Source organism: Veillonella parvula, from assembly GCF_001553335.1.
Taxonomy (GTDB): Bacteria; Bacillota; Negativicutes; order Veillonellales; family Veillonellaceae; genus Veillonella; species Veillonella parvula_S.
The window spans coordinates 55,188-74,693 of record NZ_KQ960775.1; the positions used below are offsets into that span (position 1 = coordinate 55,188).

Below are 19,506 nucleotides of genomic sequence, written 5' to 3' on the forward strand. Positions count from 1 at the left end.
TATTACACCCTTACAATAGATTAATTTATCAGTAAAAAATAATCCTAATGAATATGAAAAATGTAATTCACAATTCATTAGGATTATTATGTTTCTTATAAAATTAATTCTAAGCAGCTGATTACATCATACCGCCCATACCACCCATTGGAGGCATTGCAGGAACTGCTGCATTTTCATCTACCTTATCAGCTACGATTGTTTCAGTAGTTAATACAAGAGATGCGATAGATGCGGCATTTTGAAGGGCAGAACGAGTAACTTTTGCAGGATCAACAATACCAGCTTTAACCATATCGATGTATTCTTCAGTCAAGGCATTGAAACCTACACCAGCTTCAGTATTTTTAACTTTTTCTACTACTACAGAACCTTCGAGACCTGCGTTGTATGCGATTTGACGAAGTGGTTCTTCTACAGCGCGTTTTACAAGGTTAATACCAGTTTGAACGTCACCAGTAGCTTCCAATGTATTCAATGCAGGGATGATATCGATGAATGTAGTACCACCACCAGCTACAATACCTTCTTCAACAGCTGCACGAGTTGCATTCAATGCATCTTCAATGCGAAGTTTCTTATCTTTCATTTCAACTTCTGTAGCAGCACCTACTTCGATAACTGCAACACCACCGGACAATTTAGCTAGACGTTCTTGTAATTTTTCACGGTCGAAATCAGAAGATGTTTCTTCAACTTGTGCACGAATTTGGTTAACGCGTTTAGCAATTACATCTTTATCACCTGCGCCATCGATGATTGTAGTTTCATCTTTAGTGATGCGAACTTGACGAGCTGTACCAAGATCTTCAAGCTCTACAGAATCAAGCTTGCGACCCATATCTTCAGTAATAACAGTACCGCCTGTTAAGATAGCGATATCTTCAAGCATAGCTTTACGACGATCACCAAAGCCAGGAGCTTTAACGGCTACAGCTTTGAATGTACCACGCAAACGGTTTACTACTAATGTAGCCAATGCTTCCCCTTCTACATCTTCAGCTATAATAAGAAGTTCTTTGCCTACTTTTACTACTTTTTCAAGTGTTGGCAACATATCTGCGATGGCACTGATTTTACGATCAGTGATCAAGATATATGGGTTATCCATAACGGCTTCCATACGATCAGGGTCAGTTACCATATAAGGGGAAATGTAACCACGATCAAATTGCATACCTTCTACTACATTTAATGCAGTTTGCAAACCTTTGGATTCTTCAACAGTAATAACACCGTCATTACCAACCTTTTCCATAGCTTCAGCAATTAAACCACCGATTTCTTCGTCAGCAGCGGATACGCTTGCAACTTGAGCAATTTCAGCTTTACCAGAAACTTTGATAGAGCGTTTTTTAATTTCTTCAACCAAAGTTTTTACTGCTGTTTCAATGCCTTTTTTCAAAATCATTGGGTTCGCACCGGCTGCTACATTGCGCATACCTTCTTGAATCATAGCTTGCGCCAATACTGTTGCGGTAGTAGTACCATCACCTGCTACGTCGTTAGTTTTAGTAGCAACTTCTTTTACTAATTGAGCACCCATGTTTTCAAATGGATCTGGAAGTTCAATATCGCGAGCAATAGTTACACCATCATTTGTAATTGTTGGGGAACCAAATTTTTTATCCAACACAACATTACGACCTTTTGGACCTAATGTAACTTTTACAGCATTTGCTAATTGATCGACGCCACGACCTAAAGCGCGACGAGCTTCTTCATTAAACAAGATTTCTTTTGCCATATGTATTACCTCCTAAATAGTAACACTATCCAATGTAACGAAATATATGTGCCCTTAGGCAATATAGAATGTATCATCAGTTTTTATAGTCATATAGACTATAAATCAGCGATTATAATACTGCTAAAATATCGCGTTCGCTAATAATCAAATGAGTAGCGCCATCGATTTCTAATTCGCTACCAGCATATTTTGCAAACATAACAGTGTCGCCAACTTTAACTTCTGGAGCTACACGTTGACCATTGTCATATACTTTACCAGCACCTACAGCTACAACTACACCTTCTTGAGGCTTTTCTTTAGCTGTATCAGGAAGGAAGATACCACTTTTAGTTTTTTCTTCTTTTGCTTCTAGACGGATAAGAACGCGGTCAGCTAATGGTTTTAACATATAATGTCACTCCTTTTTACTAGTTAATCTCCATAATTTATTAGCACTCTAACTCATTGAGTGCTAATTACAAGTATTATTATAACCGAAGTTAAAATAATTGCAAGTACTAATTTTGATTTTTTGACTTTTTAGATATTATTTGACTTATTAGACTGTTTAATGATGAGATTACATGTTTCTATAATAGATATTTGTTTATTCATACTTAAGGTGCGGATGCGATTATACGCTTCCACTTCAGATATAGAATATAGTTTCATTAATATACCAGTTCCCTTTTGAATGATTTTACGATCTTCTAATGACTGTTCTAGCTCAGTCATCTTTTCGCGCAACTGAGCATCACTTTTATAGCGACCTAAAGCCATCTCTAAGGTAGGAACTAACTGTTCCTCCCGTACTGGTTTAATTAAATAGCCATATACACCAGAATCTCGAGCCTTATCGATTAAATCTTGCTGGCTATAACTTGTTAATAATACTACAGGTGCTTCATGGTGAAAGCCAATTTGACGTGCCGCCTCAATACCATCTAATTCTGGCATCTTAACATCCATCAATATAATATCTGGCTTATGTTTTTTACAAAGTGCTAAAGCTTCAACACCATTTGTACCTTCTGCAACGACTTCATGACCACAAGACTCAATAATATCTCGTAAATCCATACGTATTAGGGATTCATCATCCACGATTAAAACGCGCATTTATGCCTCCTTTTTCATATATATCGTCACCAATACACCTGTTCCAGTATTTTCTATGGATAAACTTCCTTTTAATTCATGAGTAACTAAATTATTAATAATTGTTAAACCTAACCGTTTATTAGACGAAACAGAAAAATCACTAGGCAATCCTTTTCCGTTATCTGTAAAAGCCAGTTTAATTGTACTACCTGCATCAGTAACTGCTAGATGAACATTTCCACGATTCCCGTCTAACCCATGTTCTAAGCTATTCGTAATCAATTCATTAATAATAAGAGATACATAACTTGCCATATGAGAAGAAATTAGCATATCTTCGCCACTGTAAGTAAAAGTAACCTCTTGGTCTTGTCGCACCATACTCATACGCAACAAACGACATAATTCATCGTAAATTGATCGTATACCAATATAATCCTCATCGTAATGAGACACTATATCATGAACTAGAGCCATGCTCTCGATGCGATTAATCCCCTCTTGGAGTGCTTGCTTTACATCTGGCAAGCTAGAGCGTCTCGCCTCCATACGCAATAACCCTGCTACAGTTTGTAAGTTATTTTTTACACGATGATGAACCTCTTTGATAATGGAATTTTTAACCAATAATTCTTGTTGCTGTTTACTTTCACGAGTACAATCATGAAGAACTAAAAAGCACCTCGTTTCATTGCGCCCCATAGCAATAGGAATCATGTGCTGACGAATTACCATATCTTGATAGATTTCTTCATTTGTACGTATACTTCTATCTAATAATACCTGCTGTATAGCGGACATCTTTAAGGTACTGCTAAAAATTGATGAACCTACCAAGCGACGATCAAAGCCTAATACATCTACTAACTTCATAGCTGCATCGTTAGCATACAGTATTTTATAAGTGTCGTCGAAAATAATTAAACCATCAAAATAGGACATGGGTTCGTAAGACAATATTTGTTCATCAGTAGCCGTCAGCATAAGACGTTGCATCGTATCAGACAAAAGGTATTCTTGCTCATATTGTTCTGCCTTAATAGATGGTGATAATGTAAAAGATATCCCCCCAATAATACGACCTCCGTTGTCTACGATAGGAAAGACATATTGACGCTGCTTGTCATCTAACCCGATAAGTGGTTGACCATCTTTCATCATAGCATGCCACGTATGACTGCCTTTTAATTGACGTGTAGTAATCCCTTGATCACTGCGTTCTATGCATAGCATATCTGCACATTGTTGTAATCTCTCACCTTGTCCTGTCTCTAGTAGGGGTGTAAAAATCTGTATCCTTTGACGAGTTAAAGACTCGCCAAAGGATATGAGTTTACTAATATGCTCAAGTAATGAGGTTTGTAATGGTCCTAATGGTGTTCTATTTAAAATATCTTGACCAATATCCACGATTAATCCTCTTTCCAAGATACGTATCCAATTTCAACACTAGGCTTTGCATTCAATGTTAAATCGCCAAATTTTCCAGCCTGCGCCATATAATAAGCTCGACATCCAATCATGGCAGCATTGTCAGTAGACAATATTTTATGTGGTTTGTAATAAGTAAAACCTTCTTCTACACACATAGCTTCTAAAGCCTTTTGTAATCCTTTATTAGCTGATACACCGCCAGCAATAGTAATACGACTTTCACCTAAAGTATGTGCGGCATCTTTCGTCTTTTCTACTAACACATCTACGATGGCCTTTTGAAACGATGCAGCCACATCAGCTTGATTGATAGGCTCATTCTTTTGTTGCTTACTATTTAAATAGTTTAAAACTGCGGATTTCAAACCACTAAAGCTAAATTCAAAATTACCTGGTTCACTTAAAGCCTTTGGAAATTCAATAGCCTCTGGATTCCCTTCAACGGCAAGGGCATCGATATGAGGGCCCCCTGGATAAGGGAATCCCATAACCCGTGCAATCTTATCAAAAGCCTCGCCAGCTGCGTCATCTCGTGTTTGACCAAGAACATCAAATTCTTCATATCCTTTTACATGTACTAACATGGTATGACCACCAGATACAACGAGACTTAAAAACGGAGGCTCCAGTTCTGGATTAGCTAAAAAGTTAGCAAAAATATGACCTTCCATATGGTGCACTGGCACCAAGGGAATCCCTGTAGCAAAGGATAACCCTTTTGCAGCAGCTACACCAACTAATAAAGCCCCTACAAGACCTGGCCCATACGTAACACCAATATGATTGATATCTTGTAGAGTCACATTCGCATCACGTAATGCTTGGTCTATAACAGGTATAACTTGTTCTATATGATGACGTGATGCAATTTCAGGTACAACGCCACCAAATTTTCTATGTATTGGTACTTGGCTTGAAATAACATTAGACAAAACGGTGCGCCCGTCCTTAAGGACAGAAGCAGAGGTTTCATCACAGCTACTTTCCAAGGCTAATGTGTATATACTCATTCTATTTCCTCTGAAACGAGAGACATAATATAAGCATCTTCCGTAGGCTCTGAATAATAATCTTTACGAATTCCTTTTACAGAAAATCCTAAATTTCTATACATAGCCAATGCTGCTAAATTAGATATGCGCACCTCTAAGAAAATTTCTTTCATGCCTCTCGTAAGACATTCATCTATTAATTGCTTGGTAAGTTTTGATCCGTATCCCTTACCTCGTGCGGAGGGAATAATAGCGATATTCGTGATTTGACCTTCATCGTATACAAGCCAAGCACCTGCATATCCAACAATTTTGTTCTCCTCACAAATTACCATATATAATTTATTTGATGCCCCTTCTAACTCAACGAGAACAGATTCTAAACTCCAAGGAACAGAAAAAGACTGTTGTTCAATAGCATAGATAGCTTGAGCATCATCTATTGTAGCCAAACGAATCTCCATTATTCGACTCCCGCTGCCTCAGTAACTATAACTGCAGGATTTTGGTTCAACATTTCAGGATTATCCTTATGGCGTTCTTCCCATAACACTTCTGCTTCTGACCGTCGAATATAATAAGGAACCATATCCATAGGGTCAGAACTCTCTTCAGAGACTACCAATCTACGACCAGCCAGTAATAGAGAACTAGCTTTTGGAATACGTTGCGATATATCTAAAATCGTTAAATTTGTATCACTTTCATCTAGTAGCTTCTCTATTCGCTTAACGCCATCCCCAAGGAATACAACATGCTCTTCAGATGCTCGGAGTCGATCTAATAAATCATTAGCAGCAATGACAAAAGGTTCCTCTTTGCAGACTAGTTCATTACCATCATATTTGTAGATACCTGCATAAACATGTTTTTTCTGAGCATCGATAATAGTACAAATCGTGCGGTCTGTATAAGCTACATTACGAGCTAAACTATCCATGGTCATTACACCATATAAAGGAATTTGTAAGGCATAAGCCATAGCTTTGGCTGTCCCCATACCAATCCGTAGCCCTGTAAAAGAACCAGGCCCAATGCTAACCATAATACCTTTTAATTCACTTTTTTTAACTTGAGAGGCTCGTAATAACATATCAATATGAGGTACCAACTGCTCAGAATGAGTCAATCCAGCTTGAATGGTCAATTCCCCAATTAGGCAACTTTCATCCATTAAAGCCACACTCGACACAAGTGAGCTCGTCTCAATTCCCAACCACATATGGGCCTCCTATTTCTACTAAATCATCCGCTGTAAGGTAATCACTAACTAATGTAATGGATCGGCTTGTATCATCAATGCGCGTTAAATAAATCCATAGTGTTTCATCAGGAAATTCATGAGGAAATTTATCAGCCCATTCTACAATGGATACGCAATCTTCTGTATACTCATAAAAGCCAATATTTTCCAGTTCACTAATATCTTCCAAGCGATATACGTCAAAATGATATAAATGAGTTCGATTCACATCATAGGTATTCATAATGGCAAAGGTAGGACTCGTAATTTCTTCAGTAACTCCAAAGCCCTTTGCAATTCCTTGCGACAAATGTGTTTTTCCTGTCCCCAAGTCACCAACTAGTGCTATACAAAGAGGGTCCCCATTCTGTTTAACCCATGCACCTAATAATTTACCAAATTGTTGTGTATCTTCTACTGTATAAGTCTTTAAATGAACCTGTACCTTATCCTTCATGAAAATGATTATATCCTTTCGCTTCTACAGTCTTAATCGTTTTATCAGGTGTTACCATTTGAACCCGTGGTGGGCCAGATAAAACTTCTCCAATCAACGTAATGCCTGATAGCTTTTCCAATTCCGAAAGTAGTGATTTTGGCGCCGTAAAGACTAACTGAAAGTCTTCTCCACCATACAAAGCATAATCTATTGGATTAGTTTGTAAATGCTTAGCTAATTCGTAAGTCTCCTCGTGTAGAGGGATTGCTTGTTCTTCAAATACAATGGAAACATTACTAGCTACAGCGATTTCATTCAATTCACTTCCTAGTCCATCGCTAATATCATTCATACTATGGATACCAAGTCGTCGCAATTTTTGCCCCAATTCAATCTGTGGTTCGGGACGTTGATGCCCCACTTTGGTCATATCATAGCCTACTAAATTATATGATAACGCTCCTAAGCCTGTAGCTGCATAACCTACATAGTTTGTAACACCTACAACATCTCCTACTTTCGCACCACTTCGCATAACCGCAGTGCCTTTAGGAACCTCTCCGATAATTGTTACAGTCCAAACCATGGGCCCTTCTGTACGTACCGTATCTCCACCCAATATATTGAGTTGATATCGCATACATTGATCTTTAATTCCCCTATAAATTTCATCAAGAATGACTGTATCAACATGGTCTGGTGCGGCTACAGATAATACAATTTGTCTAGGAATGCCACCCATAGCCGCAACATCACTTAAATTAGCCGTCATAAGGCGATACCCTACATCATAGGGCATCATATAGTGAAAGCTAAAATGAACACCTTCCACCATTGTGTCAGTGCTTATCAATTGCTCTGCATTTTGTTCTGCTTTATAAATAGCACAATCATCACCAATACCATACACTACAGTATTAGGATTATATATTGTGTTATCTTGAATTTGGCGAATGAAATTAAATTCCCCTACATCTTTTAATTGCATCTGATCACCTAGTTTCCGTTTATTACTTATTGTATTGTAACATATATAAAAGACAACAAAAATAGCAGATAGTTGATATAACAACTATCTGCTATAAATGTTCTTAAAAGAATTATTTTTTAATTAGATTCGTCATTCTCTTAACAGGTTCTTTAGTATCAAAGGAACCCACAGTTGGCACCTTTTTACCATTATTGACAAATAGAACACCATTAATATTATCAAAGGATGTCAATGTATTTACAATAGCAGCCATTTGTAATTTAACAGTTAAGTCTCCGCCATTACCCTTTACGAATGCATCATTTACTTCAACAGAAGCAATACCATCTTTTACAGTAACAGATGTAATTTCAATATCCTTAGAGAAGACTGGGTATTTTTGTGCTCTATCGGCATTTAACATTGCTAAAAGAGCTGCTTTAGGCGTAACTTTATTCGCCTCTATCTCAACGGTAGTTTGTTTTACCCCAGAACCATCCTCTGTAGGAACAAAGAAGGCCATCTTAACCTTTTCTTGAGATACTTTACTTGTTTCTGCATCCTTATTGACTTTCGTCTCTTGCGTAGGTTCACTTTTACCTGTTGTAGGAGCTTGTTCATGTGTACAACCCACTACAAATGCCAGCATACCTACACAGAGAATCGATAGAACTTGTTTACGTAATTTCATCGATTAACCTCCAAAGTAATTAGCAATACCATTTGCAATGCGGTTAGCAAAGTCTTCTTGAGTTTGAGGAGATTGTAGCACACGTTCCTCATTAGGGTTAGAAATAAAACCAAGCTCTACAAGAATTGCAGGCATATTAGAATGTCTCAACACGTATAAGTTACCTTCTTGAATGCCACGATCACCATTGAAACCAGGTGTGTTAGCAATTTGAGATTGTACCTTTTGTGCTAATCGAGCATCGTTACCGGTTTTGCTATAGTAATATGTTGCAATACCACCAACGCTAGGATTATTAAATGCGTTGATATGAACGCTTACAAGAGCATCAGAATTACTACGGTTAGCCACGTTAACACGAGCCCCCAATTCATCAACACCGCTTGCATTAGGGCCATATACATCTACATCGGTAGTACGAGTCATAAGCACTTTAGCACCACGATTTTCTAAAGATTTTTTCAAATACATGGAAATCGGTAGTGTAATGTTTTTCTCTTGTACACCGTGAGGTCCAATAGCACCAGAATCACTACCACCATGTCCTGGGTCAATAGTAATTGTTTTGCCAGATAAACCACCGCTAGTAGAGTATTTACCAGATCCTGTAGGTACATTTTTTGCTGGATGCGCAGATTGAGATGGCTTTTTACCATAGTAAGCAGGCTTAGCTACAGCACCTTTTTTCTGAACATCAACAACGATACGATACGGTTTCTTATTAACCGTATCTTTTTTCAAGGAAAAAACCTTTACATCACTAGTATCAATAGATGAAGGTGTCTTGATTGTTACTTTAACGTCTCTGCCATCTTGTGAAAGTTTAGCAGAGCTAGCAATAGCTGAGTCCATAGAAATGTTCTCTTTAGCCGTCTTTAGCTTTGTATTCTTTAAAGTAACAGTCGTAGTTTTCCCATCTTTGCTAATTGATGCAGATGCCTTTATAGGTGCCGATAAGTCCATAACAATACGAACATATGGTACAGGTGCATCTGTTCTAGTCACCCATCGAGCATCTTCCAAATTAGCTGCCTTTGCTTGAGTCAATAATAAAGGTATCGCCATCAAGACTGCAAGGCACATTAAAAATAGTTTACGCAATACATTCACTCCAATCTAACTGACATACATAGTGTCCAAACCATAGAGATGAGTCGATGATATTTTTATCTATCAAAATCTCATCGTTCCAATCTATCCATAAACTAATGTTAGATTATAAATAGATTATTTCATACAAACATGAAGATTAGTATGCCGATTACACATATTACTATATAAAGACCTTATATAGAATATACAAAAAACAGTTTCATAAAAATAATTTTTTGTATAAGTAATCAAAACTAACGTTCAGTTGTAATTTGCCATTCATTCCCATCCGTACTAATATGAATACGTCCCATCGTATCTGTACGGTAAATAGCAATATTATTTTCCTGCAAGCGACGTAATGTCACATCGTGAGGATGACCATACTTATTATACATGCCATTTGAAATTAATGCACTTTCAGGCTTAATAGACTTCAAAAAATCTTCAGAGCTACTTGTACGAGAACCGTGATGACCTACCTTAAGAATACGAGCAAACAATCTGGAATTCTGCTCTTTTATAAGTTTTTTCTCTTCTTGCCATTCAGCATCACCCGTGAAGAGCATAGAGAATTTACCGAAGATTAATTTACCTACAATAGAATTATTATTAAGATCTGTCTCCCCTTTTTTATCAGTTAAAGGTTCAACCCAAGGAGCATATACTACAAAGACAGCACCATGTCCAAAATCAACTACATCTCCACTTCTCAAAGTAGTTCGTTGAATTTTATTTTTCTCAATCCACTTTTCATAAGTTTTGTACATATTATTATCAACGGCAATACCATCATCATATACATGTTCAATAGGCATAGCCTTTGCAATAGCATAGAAACCACCCATATGATCAGCATGAGGATGCGTGATAATAATATTTTTTAGCTTTGTTACACCCATAGTTTTAAGTTGAGCTACAATATTTTCACGATGTTCTATGTCACCAGTATCGATCATGCTATACTCATCGCCTACCTTAAGTAATATAGCGTCCCCTTGACCAATATCTAGCATATATACATCTAGCTTACCTTCAGGGGTAGTCGTTTTAGTATCGATTGAGTAAGTCCCATTAGCGTTAGTAGTTACTTGATTTGCTGCGTTTGCTACATCATTATTTGTGCATCCTGCAATGGCGAAGATAGGAATACATAATACCAACAAGAAAGCTATAAAGCGTTGTATTCTATTTGTCATTCATAATCTCCCAATAATTCACTAACCACGAAGCCTAAAGAAGCACTGACATCACTCGGAGTATAACCCCAACTCTTTGTTTCATTCAGAATATCTGCACTACGACTATGTACATATACACCGAGAATAGCACTATCTTGTAGTGAATAACCCTGACTTATAAAACCAGCAATTACACCAGTCAGCACATCTCCCATACCGCCAGTACCCATGCCCGCATTACCGATAGTATTTACATACACTGTTCCATCAGGTAATGCCACAATTGAAGGAATTCCTTTTAGTACAAGAATAACTTGATGAGCCTTAGCAAATTCTCTAGCCAACGTGATATAATGACGCTCAATCCATTTAATAGGTAAATCAATAAGTCTACTAAATTCACCTAAATGCGGTGTCATGACACAATATGGAAGTTCTCTTTCCACTGTATATGCAGACTCAATATCACCATTTCGCAAAGCATCTTTATTAACACAACCAACATGTCCCAATGCATACAAAGCATCAGCATCTAGTACTAATGCTCCTTCGTAAGCATCTAAGATATGATCCACTAAATCACAGATTTCACGGGTGCGACCTAAACCAGGTCCCATAGCAACAACTTGGCGACAATCAAAAAGTTCTTTATTAGTCTCTGTGGAAGTAACCATCACCTCAGGTATGACACGGCTTTGTACAATCTGTTTAATTATTTTGGGTACAGCTAATGTTACTTTACCAGCACCACTATGAACTGCCGCTTCAGCAGCCAAAATAGGGGCTCCTATCATATCATTTGAACCACCAATAATTAAAGTGTTTCCATTGACACCTTTATGCGCCATTGGGGTACGATAGTTGATAATTTTTTCTGCTAAATCAGAATCAATGGTTATAGTTCTAACACGTTCACCCAGTACCTGCTGCCAAGGAGCACCCAATGGAGCAACCACAGCGGTTCCTCCTATAGCCTTTCCGGGATATAATAACAAACCTTGTTTGATAGCTCCAAAAGTAACAGTATAATCATAGGTCAGTGTGCCTTCTGCTACATGACCAGTAGTAGCATCCAAACCTGCAGGTACATCAATAGCCCACAAATCAAAATTATACTGACTACGCATAGTATCAATATCATTCAATATATCGATGATCACCTCTCTTAACCTTCCAGTAAAGCCCGTTCCCATGATGCCTTCCACAGCGATGGCTACGTTGGACCAATCATTGAATTCATCATACATATCGATGCTACAGCCCATAGCTTTGCAGCGCTCAATTTGCACTGCAAAAAGATCACTACACTTGTTTATATCTCCTACTAGTACAATTTGTGCTGGTACGCCTTGCTCCATCAAATGGCGAGCCGCTACAAGGCCATCTGCCCCATTATTACCCGTACCACATATAAATAAAACAAAACTATTTATGGAACGGCCATTATTCAGGGAAAATAAATCGTACTCTCCCCATAAGGCATCTACGATACCACGTCCAGCATTTTCCATGAGGATTTCTAAAGAAATTCCTAATTGCTTAGGAACCTCTCGATCTATAAATCGAGCATCTTCTGTAGTTAAAATATTCATCTTATGCTCCTTCAAGTATAACTGTACTCATTGCATAATCCTTGCAATGACTAATCGATACATGAATATCAGTATAACCTGATGTTTCGTAAATATCTTTGAAAGTATCTTGTAAACGAATTAAGGGTGCGCCCCATTCATCATGATAAATCTCTATATCTTGCCATGATCCATACCTCATCCCTGTACCTAAAGCTTTAATAAAAGCCTCTTTTGCAGCATATATACCTGCAAAGGATTCGTAGCATCCTTTATTCCGACTTTTACAATATTCAATCTCATGAATCGTATAAACGCGCACTTTAAATGAACTTGATTTCTCTATAGCTTGACGTATACGGTCAATCTCTATAATATCATTCCCTAATTTCATAATAGCTCCTAAAATACTCTAATACTATTATTATACACTCATAAAGGGGATTAAAACATAGGTAGTATCTAGACATTTACCGAAAATGGTAGGCTAGACAAACTATAAATTTCAACTTTACCTTTGCGATTGACCGCCATATACATTTGACCATTTCGACAATCCATGTCTTCTACTTCCATTCCAGAAGCATAAGGGCTAATATTTTTAACAACTCCCTCTTCATCGACGTATACAAAGGTTGTCAACGTCGTAAATAAAGTATTTCCATTAGTTGCGTAAGCACCGTTATTATTTAAGTTTGTATGATTAGCATCAATTTTATAAGAACGAATACGATTAAAATTGGAGTCGTAATAATTAATTGTCCGTTCAGAGTTTGTTAAAGGCACAATTGATACATATTCATTGCGTACTTTATCATATGCAAAATTAAAAACTTTCTCTTTTAGTTTAATCGGTGCTTCAACAATCATGCTATCCGCTTCAATAGGAGTAAGGTTATATCCATTTACAACAGCATTTGTTGTATAGTAACGATTATTGACAGAATTATAAGTTAAGGTATTCATATGACCTAATAGACTTTTATAACTATACTCATATTTTGCAACAACAGTAAAAGTTTTGGGATTAATTTCATAAATAATTTGCTTCGTATTATCTGAATTAATACAAGCTAAAGCAAAAACGTCTTTTTTAGAATTATAACAAAATCCTTGGCACTGATTTACAGATCCATCTAATGGTATTTCTGCCAAGCGAGATAATGGCAATGGCATCTGTACAGCGCTAACCTGTTGAGTAAGTTTAGGAATATCAAAGATATTTGTAATATAATCAATTACACCTTGATCCATACTGTCACCTCATGAAATTAATAATGTATATTATAGTATATAAATTCATAAATATAAAAATAGGCGGTAAGACAAAAGTCTTACCGCCTAATGTTGGTGCCGGAGGTGGGACTTGAACCCACACGGTGTTACCCGCTTGATTTTGAGTCAAGTGCGTCTGCCATTCCGCCACTCCGGCGTATCGGAACATTTGTTATTATACAGACATCCCTAAGCAATGTCAACATATTTTTTATATTTCATCTAAAATATTTTGAACCATTTTCATATCCGTATCACATTGTTGTTTCCATGTAAGTGCGACACCTGTAATATAGCCTTTACGGGCAAATTCTACATCTGTAGGAACACTTTCAGCACCATAGTCTAGCTCACCAGCTAACCAATAATAATCCTGTCCTCTTGAATTAATACGAGCTTCGATAATATTACTGTAGGTTTGTAAGCCTTGGCTCACCATTTTAAAATGATCCCAATCACATGTGCCACGTAATGGGAAGTTCACATTTAGTAAACCGCTAAACTGGCCCTCCACATAAATTTTCTCAATCAATTCATGTATAAATGGATGCATCTCGTCTCCCCGTTCAACAGAATATCTCTCAACAGATAATGCTAAACCGGGAATACCGTAAAAACCACTTTCCATAGCTGCCGAAACAGTGCCGGAATACAATACATCAGAGCCTAAATTAAATCCGTGATTAATTCCAGAAATTACAAGATCTGGCATATCATCAGTCAATAAATAACTGAGACCGAACTTCATGCAATCGGACGGCGTTCCCGTTAGAGCATAAAGGCGAGGATTTTCATCCTCGCCATTGCAAGCATCTAATTTCAATGGAACCTCGGTCGTCAATGCATGGGATTTAGCACTTTGCTCATTAGCAGGTGCTACAACGGTAATTCTATAATATTGACTTAAATACGATGCAAGATGACGTAAACCATCTGCTAAAATACCATCGTCATTACACATTAAAATATGCATAGTCACTCCTACAGATTCTATTTTTCATTCTTATTCATATTGCCCATACGTGTTAATTTAACATCATCTAAACCCACAGCTCTCGTATGAACTGTATGAGACCATACCTTATTATGACGGCGGAACCACCCTAAAATATTTACTGGAATCCAAGAATAAACAAATAATGGATATAGTAAATAGTAGAACCAAATCTTTGGTGGTACCTTGATTTTTAACAATACAATTAATGGGAATAGATATTGACCAACACCTATAATTGTCCATACAGACATAGGCATAATTTGATACAAAATATTTGTATAAATTGGAGTATACGCATTGATGTAGGATAACACCAAGTATACGGTTGTCAACAATAAGAAATACGGTTGACTCACTTGGAATATACCATCCAAAATCATAATATTCCCTGTTTTGATACCAATAGCAAATAATTTAGGAATATATCGACCCGCACAGTCAAATTGCCCCTGAGCCCATCGTAAACGTTGTCTGCAAGAAGCCATCATAGTCGTAACCTTTTCATCGTATACGATAGCATCATGCCCCCAACAAGTACGGATACCATGAGTCAATAGTTTCATGGAAAATTCCATATCTTCGGTTAAGCTATTGCAATCCCAACCGTATTCGCGAATAATAGATGTACGAATACACATGCCTGTACCACCTAAAGCCGTAGATAATCCAAGACGATATTTTGCTAAATGCCACATATGGTTAACCATCCAAAAGGCTATGGAGAACGTACCGGCTACCCAAGAGTCAGTTGGATTTTTAGAGTTCAAGTAACCTTGAATTACAGACTCACCTTTTTCAAGATGATCATTCATTTCTAACATAAACTGAGGATGTACTAAATTATCGGCATCAAAAATCAGGAATGCATCATATTTCCGATCCATTTGTTCTACCCGATCAAACATCCACCCCATGGCATAACCTTTACCTATTTCTTGTTTATTTTCACGTACATGTACATTAGCGCCAGCAGCACTTGCTACTTCCGCAGTCTTATCTGTACAGTTATCGGCAACTACAAAAATATCGTATAGATCATCAGGATAATCTAGGCCACGTAAGTTTTTAACTAACTCACCAACAACAGCTTCCTCATTATGAGCGCATACAACGATGGCAAAGGAATTTTTAGGGGTATAATTTTTATGTACTCGCGATCGCCACATACCTACGACAGCGAGTATAAAATAATAAACCGTATAAATTACGATTATTACCTGCATAGGAATCAGTAATAGATCCAGTAGGTAATTCATACTATTCTCCTCCACACATCTATTTACGCACTATATTTAAAGCCCCGTTAATAAGCCCAAACATTACATAGCCAGCAAAAATCATAACGGCCCATGTATGCCAATCATACACGAGACAAGCTATAACAAATATGGCTGTGAGTACAATAGAAAGTTTATTGATATAAATCTCACTTTTACCTTTAAAATCGGGATATTTAACTTCACTAACCATAAGGAGACCTATACCAATCATACAAACTACCAACACAAATTGAGGTACCGATACGCCACACAATACGTAAGTCGCCGCTAAACATCCAGCGGCTGGAATTGGTAAACCTTCAAAATAGCCATGAACTTCGTCAGTTTTAATATTAAATCGCGCTAAACGAAATGCACCAAGCACTGCAAAAGCTAATAGTGGCACATATGCAATCCATCCTAAACCATATAATTCTTTCATATAAAGCATATAGGCAGGCGCTACACCAAATCCCACTACATCAGACAGAGAATCAAGTTCCCGGCCCATTGGTCCTGCAACGTTTAAAGCTCTTGCTACACGACCATCTAATCCATCTGCTACTAGAGACAATAATATACATATAGCTGCGCAGAAGGTATTATTTGTAGCAGACAACGTAATACCAAGAACACCAAATGCTAAATTTGCACTAGTAAATAAATTTGGAATAATAGATTTATTCATGTCGTAACCTCCCGATAACAGTATCACCGCCTGTAATATGTTGACCTTTTTCCACGAACAACTCTACATCCTTATCCATATAGAGCTCAGTACAGGAACCGAACTTAATCATCCCGTACAACTGACCGCGTTCAAGTACACTATCTAGGTCGGTCCAAGATACGATACGTCTTGCTAAAAGGCCCGCAATTTGCGTTACTAATACGGAAGTACGATCATTTTCAATACAAATAGTATGACGTTCATTTTCAAAACCTACATCATCTTTGAAAGCTGGTAGGAAACTACCCATCGTATAGTGACGGTACGTAATTTTACCATCAATAGGCGCACGATTAGCATGCACGTCAAAAACAGATAAGAAAATAGTTACTTTTTTACACTCTTTATGTAAGTAAATATCTTCGTATACATCAGAAATATCCATGATTTTACCGTCCGCTGGGGATAAAATCAAATCTGGATCTTGAGGGATTACACGTTTAGGATTTCTAAAGAAATTGACGAAAAATAATGCCAGAATAAATGAAATAATCGCAATTACATAATGTCCTAAATATCCTAACACCACAGTGATAATGAGCATAGCTCCTATCAGAGGAAACCCTTCCTTAATTATTGGTCCTGTAGGCACGATTCAACACTCCTCTATTTATTTCTAATAACGGTCCACATAAACTTTGGAATAGCCAACATGCGGCCAATCCGTTGAGGTTCTAAATATAATCGATACAACCATTCAAGTCGATTTTGTTGCATCCATTCTGGGGCCCGAGGAATATTACCTGCCAAGACATCAAAGGAACCACCAATTCCGATGGCAACTACGCCATCGAGGTGACTCAACTTTTCTGCAATCCATTGTTCTTGCTTTGGCACACCTAAGGCAACAAATACCAATTTTGCCTTAGATTCAGCTATAGATTTAATGATTTCTTGTTCCTCTGCACTATCAAAGAATCCGTCATGAATTCCTGCTATATTTAATGCACCTACCTGAGCAGATACATTATCAATCGCTCGTTGAGCAACACCAGGTGCCGCCCCCAAGCAGTATACAGGAATTTGATGAGTCGCCGCAACTTTAAACAATTCCATAGTTACGTCTACACCTGTTACGCGTTCAGGCACATGTTCTCCTTGACGCTCTGCAGCCCACAAAATGCCAGCCCCATCGGGAACGACGAGACTAGCATTATTCAATATGGAGTGCAATGTAGGATTTTCATTAGCCAACATAACCATTTCTGCATTAGCCGTTGCTACTAAATGTAGCCCCGGCTGTTCAGTTAATTGTAAAATACGTTGGACTGCCTCATCCATTGTGACACAATCGATAGGCACAGATAAAACAGAAATACGTTTATTCAATGTAATACTCCATTATCAACCACTATAATTTGGTGCTTCAACGGTAATGCTTACATCATGCGGATGACTTTCTTTCAAACCAGCCGCTGTAATTTGAATGAATTGAGTGTTTTCAATCATTTCTTGGATGTTATGACATCCACAATACCCCATACTTGCACGCAAACCACCAACCATTTGGAAAATTGTATCGGCCAGCATACCTTTATATGGTACACGACCTTCTATACCTTCAGGAACTAATTTCTTAGCTTCTGTTTGGAAATATCGATCTTTACTACCGAGTTTCATAGCCCCTAGACTACCCATGCCTCGATAAACTTTATAAGAACGGCCTTGATAAATCACTGTTTCTCCAGGGCTTTCATCAGTACCCGCTAAAATATTACCCATCATAACTACATTAGCACCAGCCGCAATAGCTTTAGCAATATCTCCAGAATATTTAATACCCCCATCAGCAATGATAGGAACTCCATAACGACGCCCCACTTGAGCAGACTCATAGACTGCTGTGATTTGAGGTACCCCAATGCCAGCAATGACACGAGTTGTACAAATAGAACCAGGTCCTATACCAACCTTAACTGCATCAGCTCCGGCTTCGATAAGAGCCTCAGTGCCTGCTGCAGTTGCCACATTACCTGCAATTACAGGAATGTGAGAATACGCTTGTTTAATGTCCTTCAACGTACGAAGAACACCTGCAGAATGCCCATGGGCAGTATCAACAATAATTACGTCAGCTTTAGCAGATACAAGCGCATCAAGTCTATCATACAAATCTTGAGAAACACCTACTGCAGCACCAACTAATAATCGGCCACTACCATCCTTTGCTGCATTTGGATATTTAGTCGCTTTTTCAATATCTTTAATCGTAATTAAGCCTTTTAAGTTACCGTCGCCATCTACAAGAGGTAATTTTTCAATACGATGTTCGCTTAAGATAGCTTTCGCCGCTTCAAGAGATGTACCTTCCGGTGCAGTAACTAGGGAATCTTTTGTCATACATTCCCCAATTTGTCGGCTTAAATCAGTTTCAAAACGCATATCGCGATTTGTAATGATCCCTACTAGTTTACCATGTTCTGTGATAGGTACACCAGAAATTTTATATTTTTCCATGAGTTCTGCTGCATCGGATAGTAAATTTTGAGGGCTTAAGAAAATAGGATCAACGATAACACCGTGTTCAGAGCGTTTTACCTTGTCAACTTCATGAGCTTGCTCTTCAATAGACATATTTTTGTGGATAACGCCAAGACCTCCTTCACGAGCCATAGCAATCGCCATCCGTGATTCAGTAACCGTATCCATCCCAGAACTAATCATAGGAATATTTAATGTAATATCACGAGTTAATTGAGTTTTTAACTCAACTTGATTAGGCAGTATATCCGAAGCTGCTGGTATTAATAATACATCATCAAAAGTTAGTCCACGCATACCGAATTTATCGTCTCTCAT

At 37.8% G+C, this 19,506-nt stretch carries 21 protein-coding genes and 1 tRNA gene; all 22 read right to left on the minus strand.

Annotated elements, in window-relative coordinates; translation table 11 throughout:
- Positions 1-121: 121 nt before the first annotated feature.
- The gene (gene groL, locus HMPREF1865_RS00760) at positions 122-1,747 is read right to left on the minus strand and encodes a chaperonin GroEL (protein WP_004696042.1); all 1,626 of its coding nucleotides are present in this window, start codon (positions 1,745-1,747) and stop codon (positions 122-124) included.
- Positions 1,748-1,859: 112 nt separating this feature from the next.
- The gene (gene groES, locus HMPREF1865_RS00765) at positions 1,860-2,141 is read right to left on the minus strand and encodes a co-chaperone GroES (protein ID WP_004696047.1); all 282 of its coding nucleotides are present in this window, start codon (positions 2,139-2,141) and stop codon (positions 1,860-1,862) included.
- Positions 2,142-2,272: 131 nt separating this feature from the next.
- Positions 2,273-2,851: an ANTAR domain-containing response regulator gene (locus tag HMPREF1865_RS00770; protein ID WP_060918870.1), complete on the minus strand. Its 579-nt coding sequence runs from the start codon at positions 2,849-2,851 to the stop codon at positions 2,273-2,275.
- The gene (locus tag HMPREF1865_RS00775) at positions 2,852-4,243 is read right to left on the minus strand and encodes a sensor histidine kinase (RefSeq protein ID WP_060918871.1); all 1,392 of its coding nucleotides are present in this window, start codon (positions 4,241-4,243) and stop codon (positions 2,852-2,854) included. It lies immediately after the preceding gene.
- Positions 4,244-4,245: 2 nt separating this feature from the next.
- Entirely contained in the window at positions 4,246-5,277 is a 1,032-nt protein-coding gene (tsaD, locus tag HMPREF1865_RS00780) for a tRNA (adenosine(37)-N6)-threonylcarbamoyltransferase complex transferase subunit TsaD (protein WP_004696053.1), read from the minus strand.
- Positions 5,274-5,723: a ribosomal protein S18-alanine N-acetyltransferase gene (gene rimI, locus HMPREF1865_RS00785; RefSeq protein WP_004696055.1), complete on the minus strand. Its 450-nt coding sequence runs from the start codon at positions 5,721-5,723 to the stop codon at positions 5,274-5,276. Before rimI ends, tsaD begins: the two co-directional genes overlap by 4 nt.
- On the minus strand, positions 5,723-6,481 hold the full coding sequence (tsaB, locus tag HMPREF1865_RS00790) for a tRNA (adenosine(37)-N6)-threonylcarbamoyltransferase complex dimerization subunit type 1 TsaB (protein WP_060918872.1): 759 nt from the start codon (positions 6,479-6,481) through the stop codon (positions 5,723-5,725). Before tsaB ends, rimI begins: the two co-directional genes overlap by 1 nt.
- On the minus strand, positions 6,465-6,959 hold the full coding sequence (tsaE, locus tag HMPREF1865_RS00795) for a tRNA (adenosine(37)-N6)-threonylcarbamoyltransferase complex ATPase subunit type 1 TsaE (protein WP_060918873.1): 495 nt from the start codon (positions 6,957-6,959) through the stop codon (positions 6,465-6,467). The genes tsaB and tsaE overlap by 17 nt, the downstream gene beginning before the upstream one ends.
- Complete coding sequence (thiL, locus tag HMPREF1865_RS00800) at positions 6,949-7,929, minus strand: thiamine-phosphate kinase (RefSeq protein WP_060918874.1); 981 nt, start codon at positions 7,927-7,929, stop codon at positions 6,949-6,951. Before thiL ends, tsaE begins: the two co-directional genes overlap by 11 nt.
- 112 nt (positions 7,930-8,041) lie before the next feature.
- Positions 8,042-8,602 (minus strand): GerMN domain-containing protein, encoded by a 561-nt coding sequence (locus HMPREF1865_RS00805; RefSeq protein ID WP_004696063.1) that lies wholly within the window; start codon positions 8,600-8,602, stop codon positions 8,042-8,044.
- 3 nt (positions 8,603-8,605) lie between these two features.
- The gene (locus HMPREF1865_RS00810) at positions 8,606-9,703 is read right to left on the minus strand and encodes an N-acetylmuramoyl-L-alanine amidase family protein (RefSeq protein WP_004697104.1); all 1,098 of its coding nucleotides are present in this window, start codon (positions 9,701-9,703) and stop codon (positions 8,606-8,608) included.
- A 245-nt stretch (positions 9,704-9,948) separates the two neighbouring features.
- Entirely contained in the window at positions 9,949-10,893 is a 945-nt protein-coding gene (locus HMPREF1865_RS00815) for a ComEC/Rec2 family competence protein (RefSeq protein WP_004697472.1), read from the minus strand.
- The gene (locus tag HMPREF1865_RS00820) at positions 10,890-12,467 is read right to left on the minus strand and encodes a bifunctional ADP-dependent NAD(P)H-hydrate dehydratase/NAD(P)H-hydrate epimerase (protein ID WP_060918875.1); all 1,578 of its coding nucleotides are present in this window, start codon (positions 12,465-12,467) and stop codon (positions 10,890-10,892) included. Before HMPREF1865_RS00820 ends, HMPREF1865_RS00815 begins: the two co-directional genes overlap by 4 nt.
- A gap of 1 nt (position 12,468) precedes the next feature.
- A complete protein-coding gene (gene acpS, locus HMPREF1865_RS00825; protein WP_060918876.1) occupies positions 12,469-12,840 on the minus strand; it encodes a holo-ACP synthase in 372 nt (123 codons plus the stop codon).
- A gap of 68 nt (positions 12,841-12,908) precedes the next feature.
- A complete protein-coding gene (locus tag HMPREF1865_RS00830; RefSeq protein ID WP_008601125.1) occupies positions 12,909-13,700 on the minus strand; it encodes a hypothetical protein in 792 nt (263 codons plus the stop codon).
- A gap of 94 nt (positions 13,701-13,794) precedes the next feature.
- Positions 13,795-13,878: transfer RNA gene (locus tag HMPREF1865_RS00835), tRNA-Leu, on the minus strand.
- A 54-nt stretch (positions 13,879-13,932) separates the two neighbouring features.
- The gene (gene surE, locus HMPREF1865_RS00840; RefSeq protein ID WP_060918877.1) at positions 13,933-14,694 is read right to left on the minus strand and encodes a 5'/3'-nucleotidase SurE; all 762 of its coding nucleotides are present in this window, start codon (positions 14,692-14,694) and stop codon (positions 13,933-13,935) included.
- Positions 14,695-14,711: 17 nt separating this feature from the next.
- Positions 14,712-15,974 carry a glycosyltransferase family 2 protein gene (locus tag HMPREF1865_RS00845; RefSeq protein ID WP_004697272.1) on the minus strand — a complete coding sequence of 421 codons (1,263 nt, stop codon included), beginning with the start codon at positions 15,972-15,974 and terminating at the stop codon, positions 14,712-14,714.
- 19 nt (positions 15,975-15,993) lie between these two features.
- Positions 15,994-16,665, minus strand: a complete 672-nt coding sequence (gene pssA, locus HMPREF1865_RS00850) for a CDP-diacylglycerol--serine O-phosphatidyltransferase (RefSeq protein WP_060918878.1) — start codon at positions 16,663-16,665, stop codon at positions 15,994-15,996.
- On the minus strand, positions 16,658-17,299 hold the full coding sequence (locus HMPREF1865_RS00855) for a phosphatidylserine decarboxylase family protein (protein WP_004696080.1): 642 nt from the start codon (positions 17,297-17,299) through the stop codon (positions 16,658-16,660). Before HMPREF1865_RS00855 ends, pssA begins: the two co-directional genes overlap by 8 nt.
- A gap of 14 nt (positions 17,300-17,313) precedes the next feature.
- On the minus strand, positions 17,314-18,036 hold the full coding sequence (locus HMPREF1865_RS00860) for a WecB/TagA/CpsF family glycosyltransferase (protein WP_004696083.1): 723 nt from the start codon (positions 18,034-18,036) through the stop codon (positions 17,314-17,316).
- 15 nt (positions 18,037-18,051) lie between these two features.
- Positions 18,052-19,506, minus strand: coding sequence for an IMP dehydrogenase (gene guaB / locus HMPREF1865_RS00865; protein WP_060918879.1), 1,455 nt, complete (start codon positions 19,504-19,506; stop codon positions 18,052-18,054).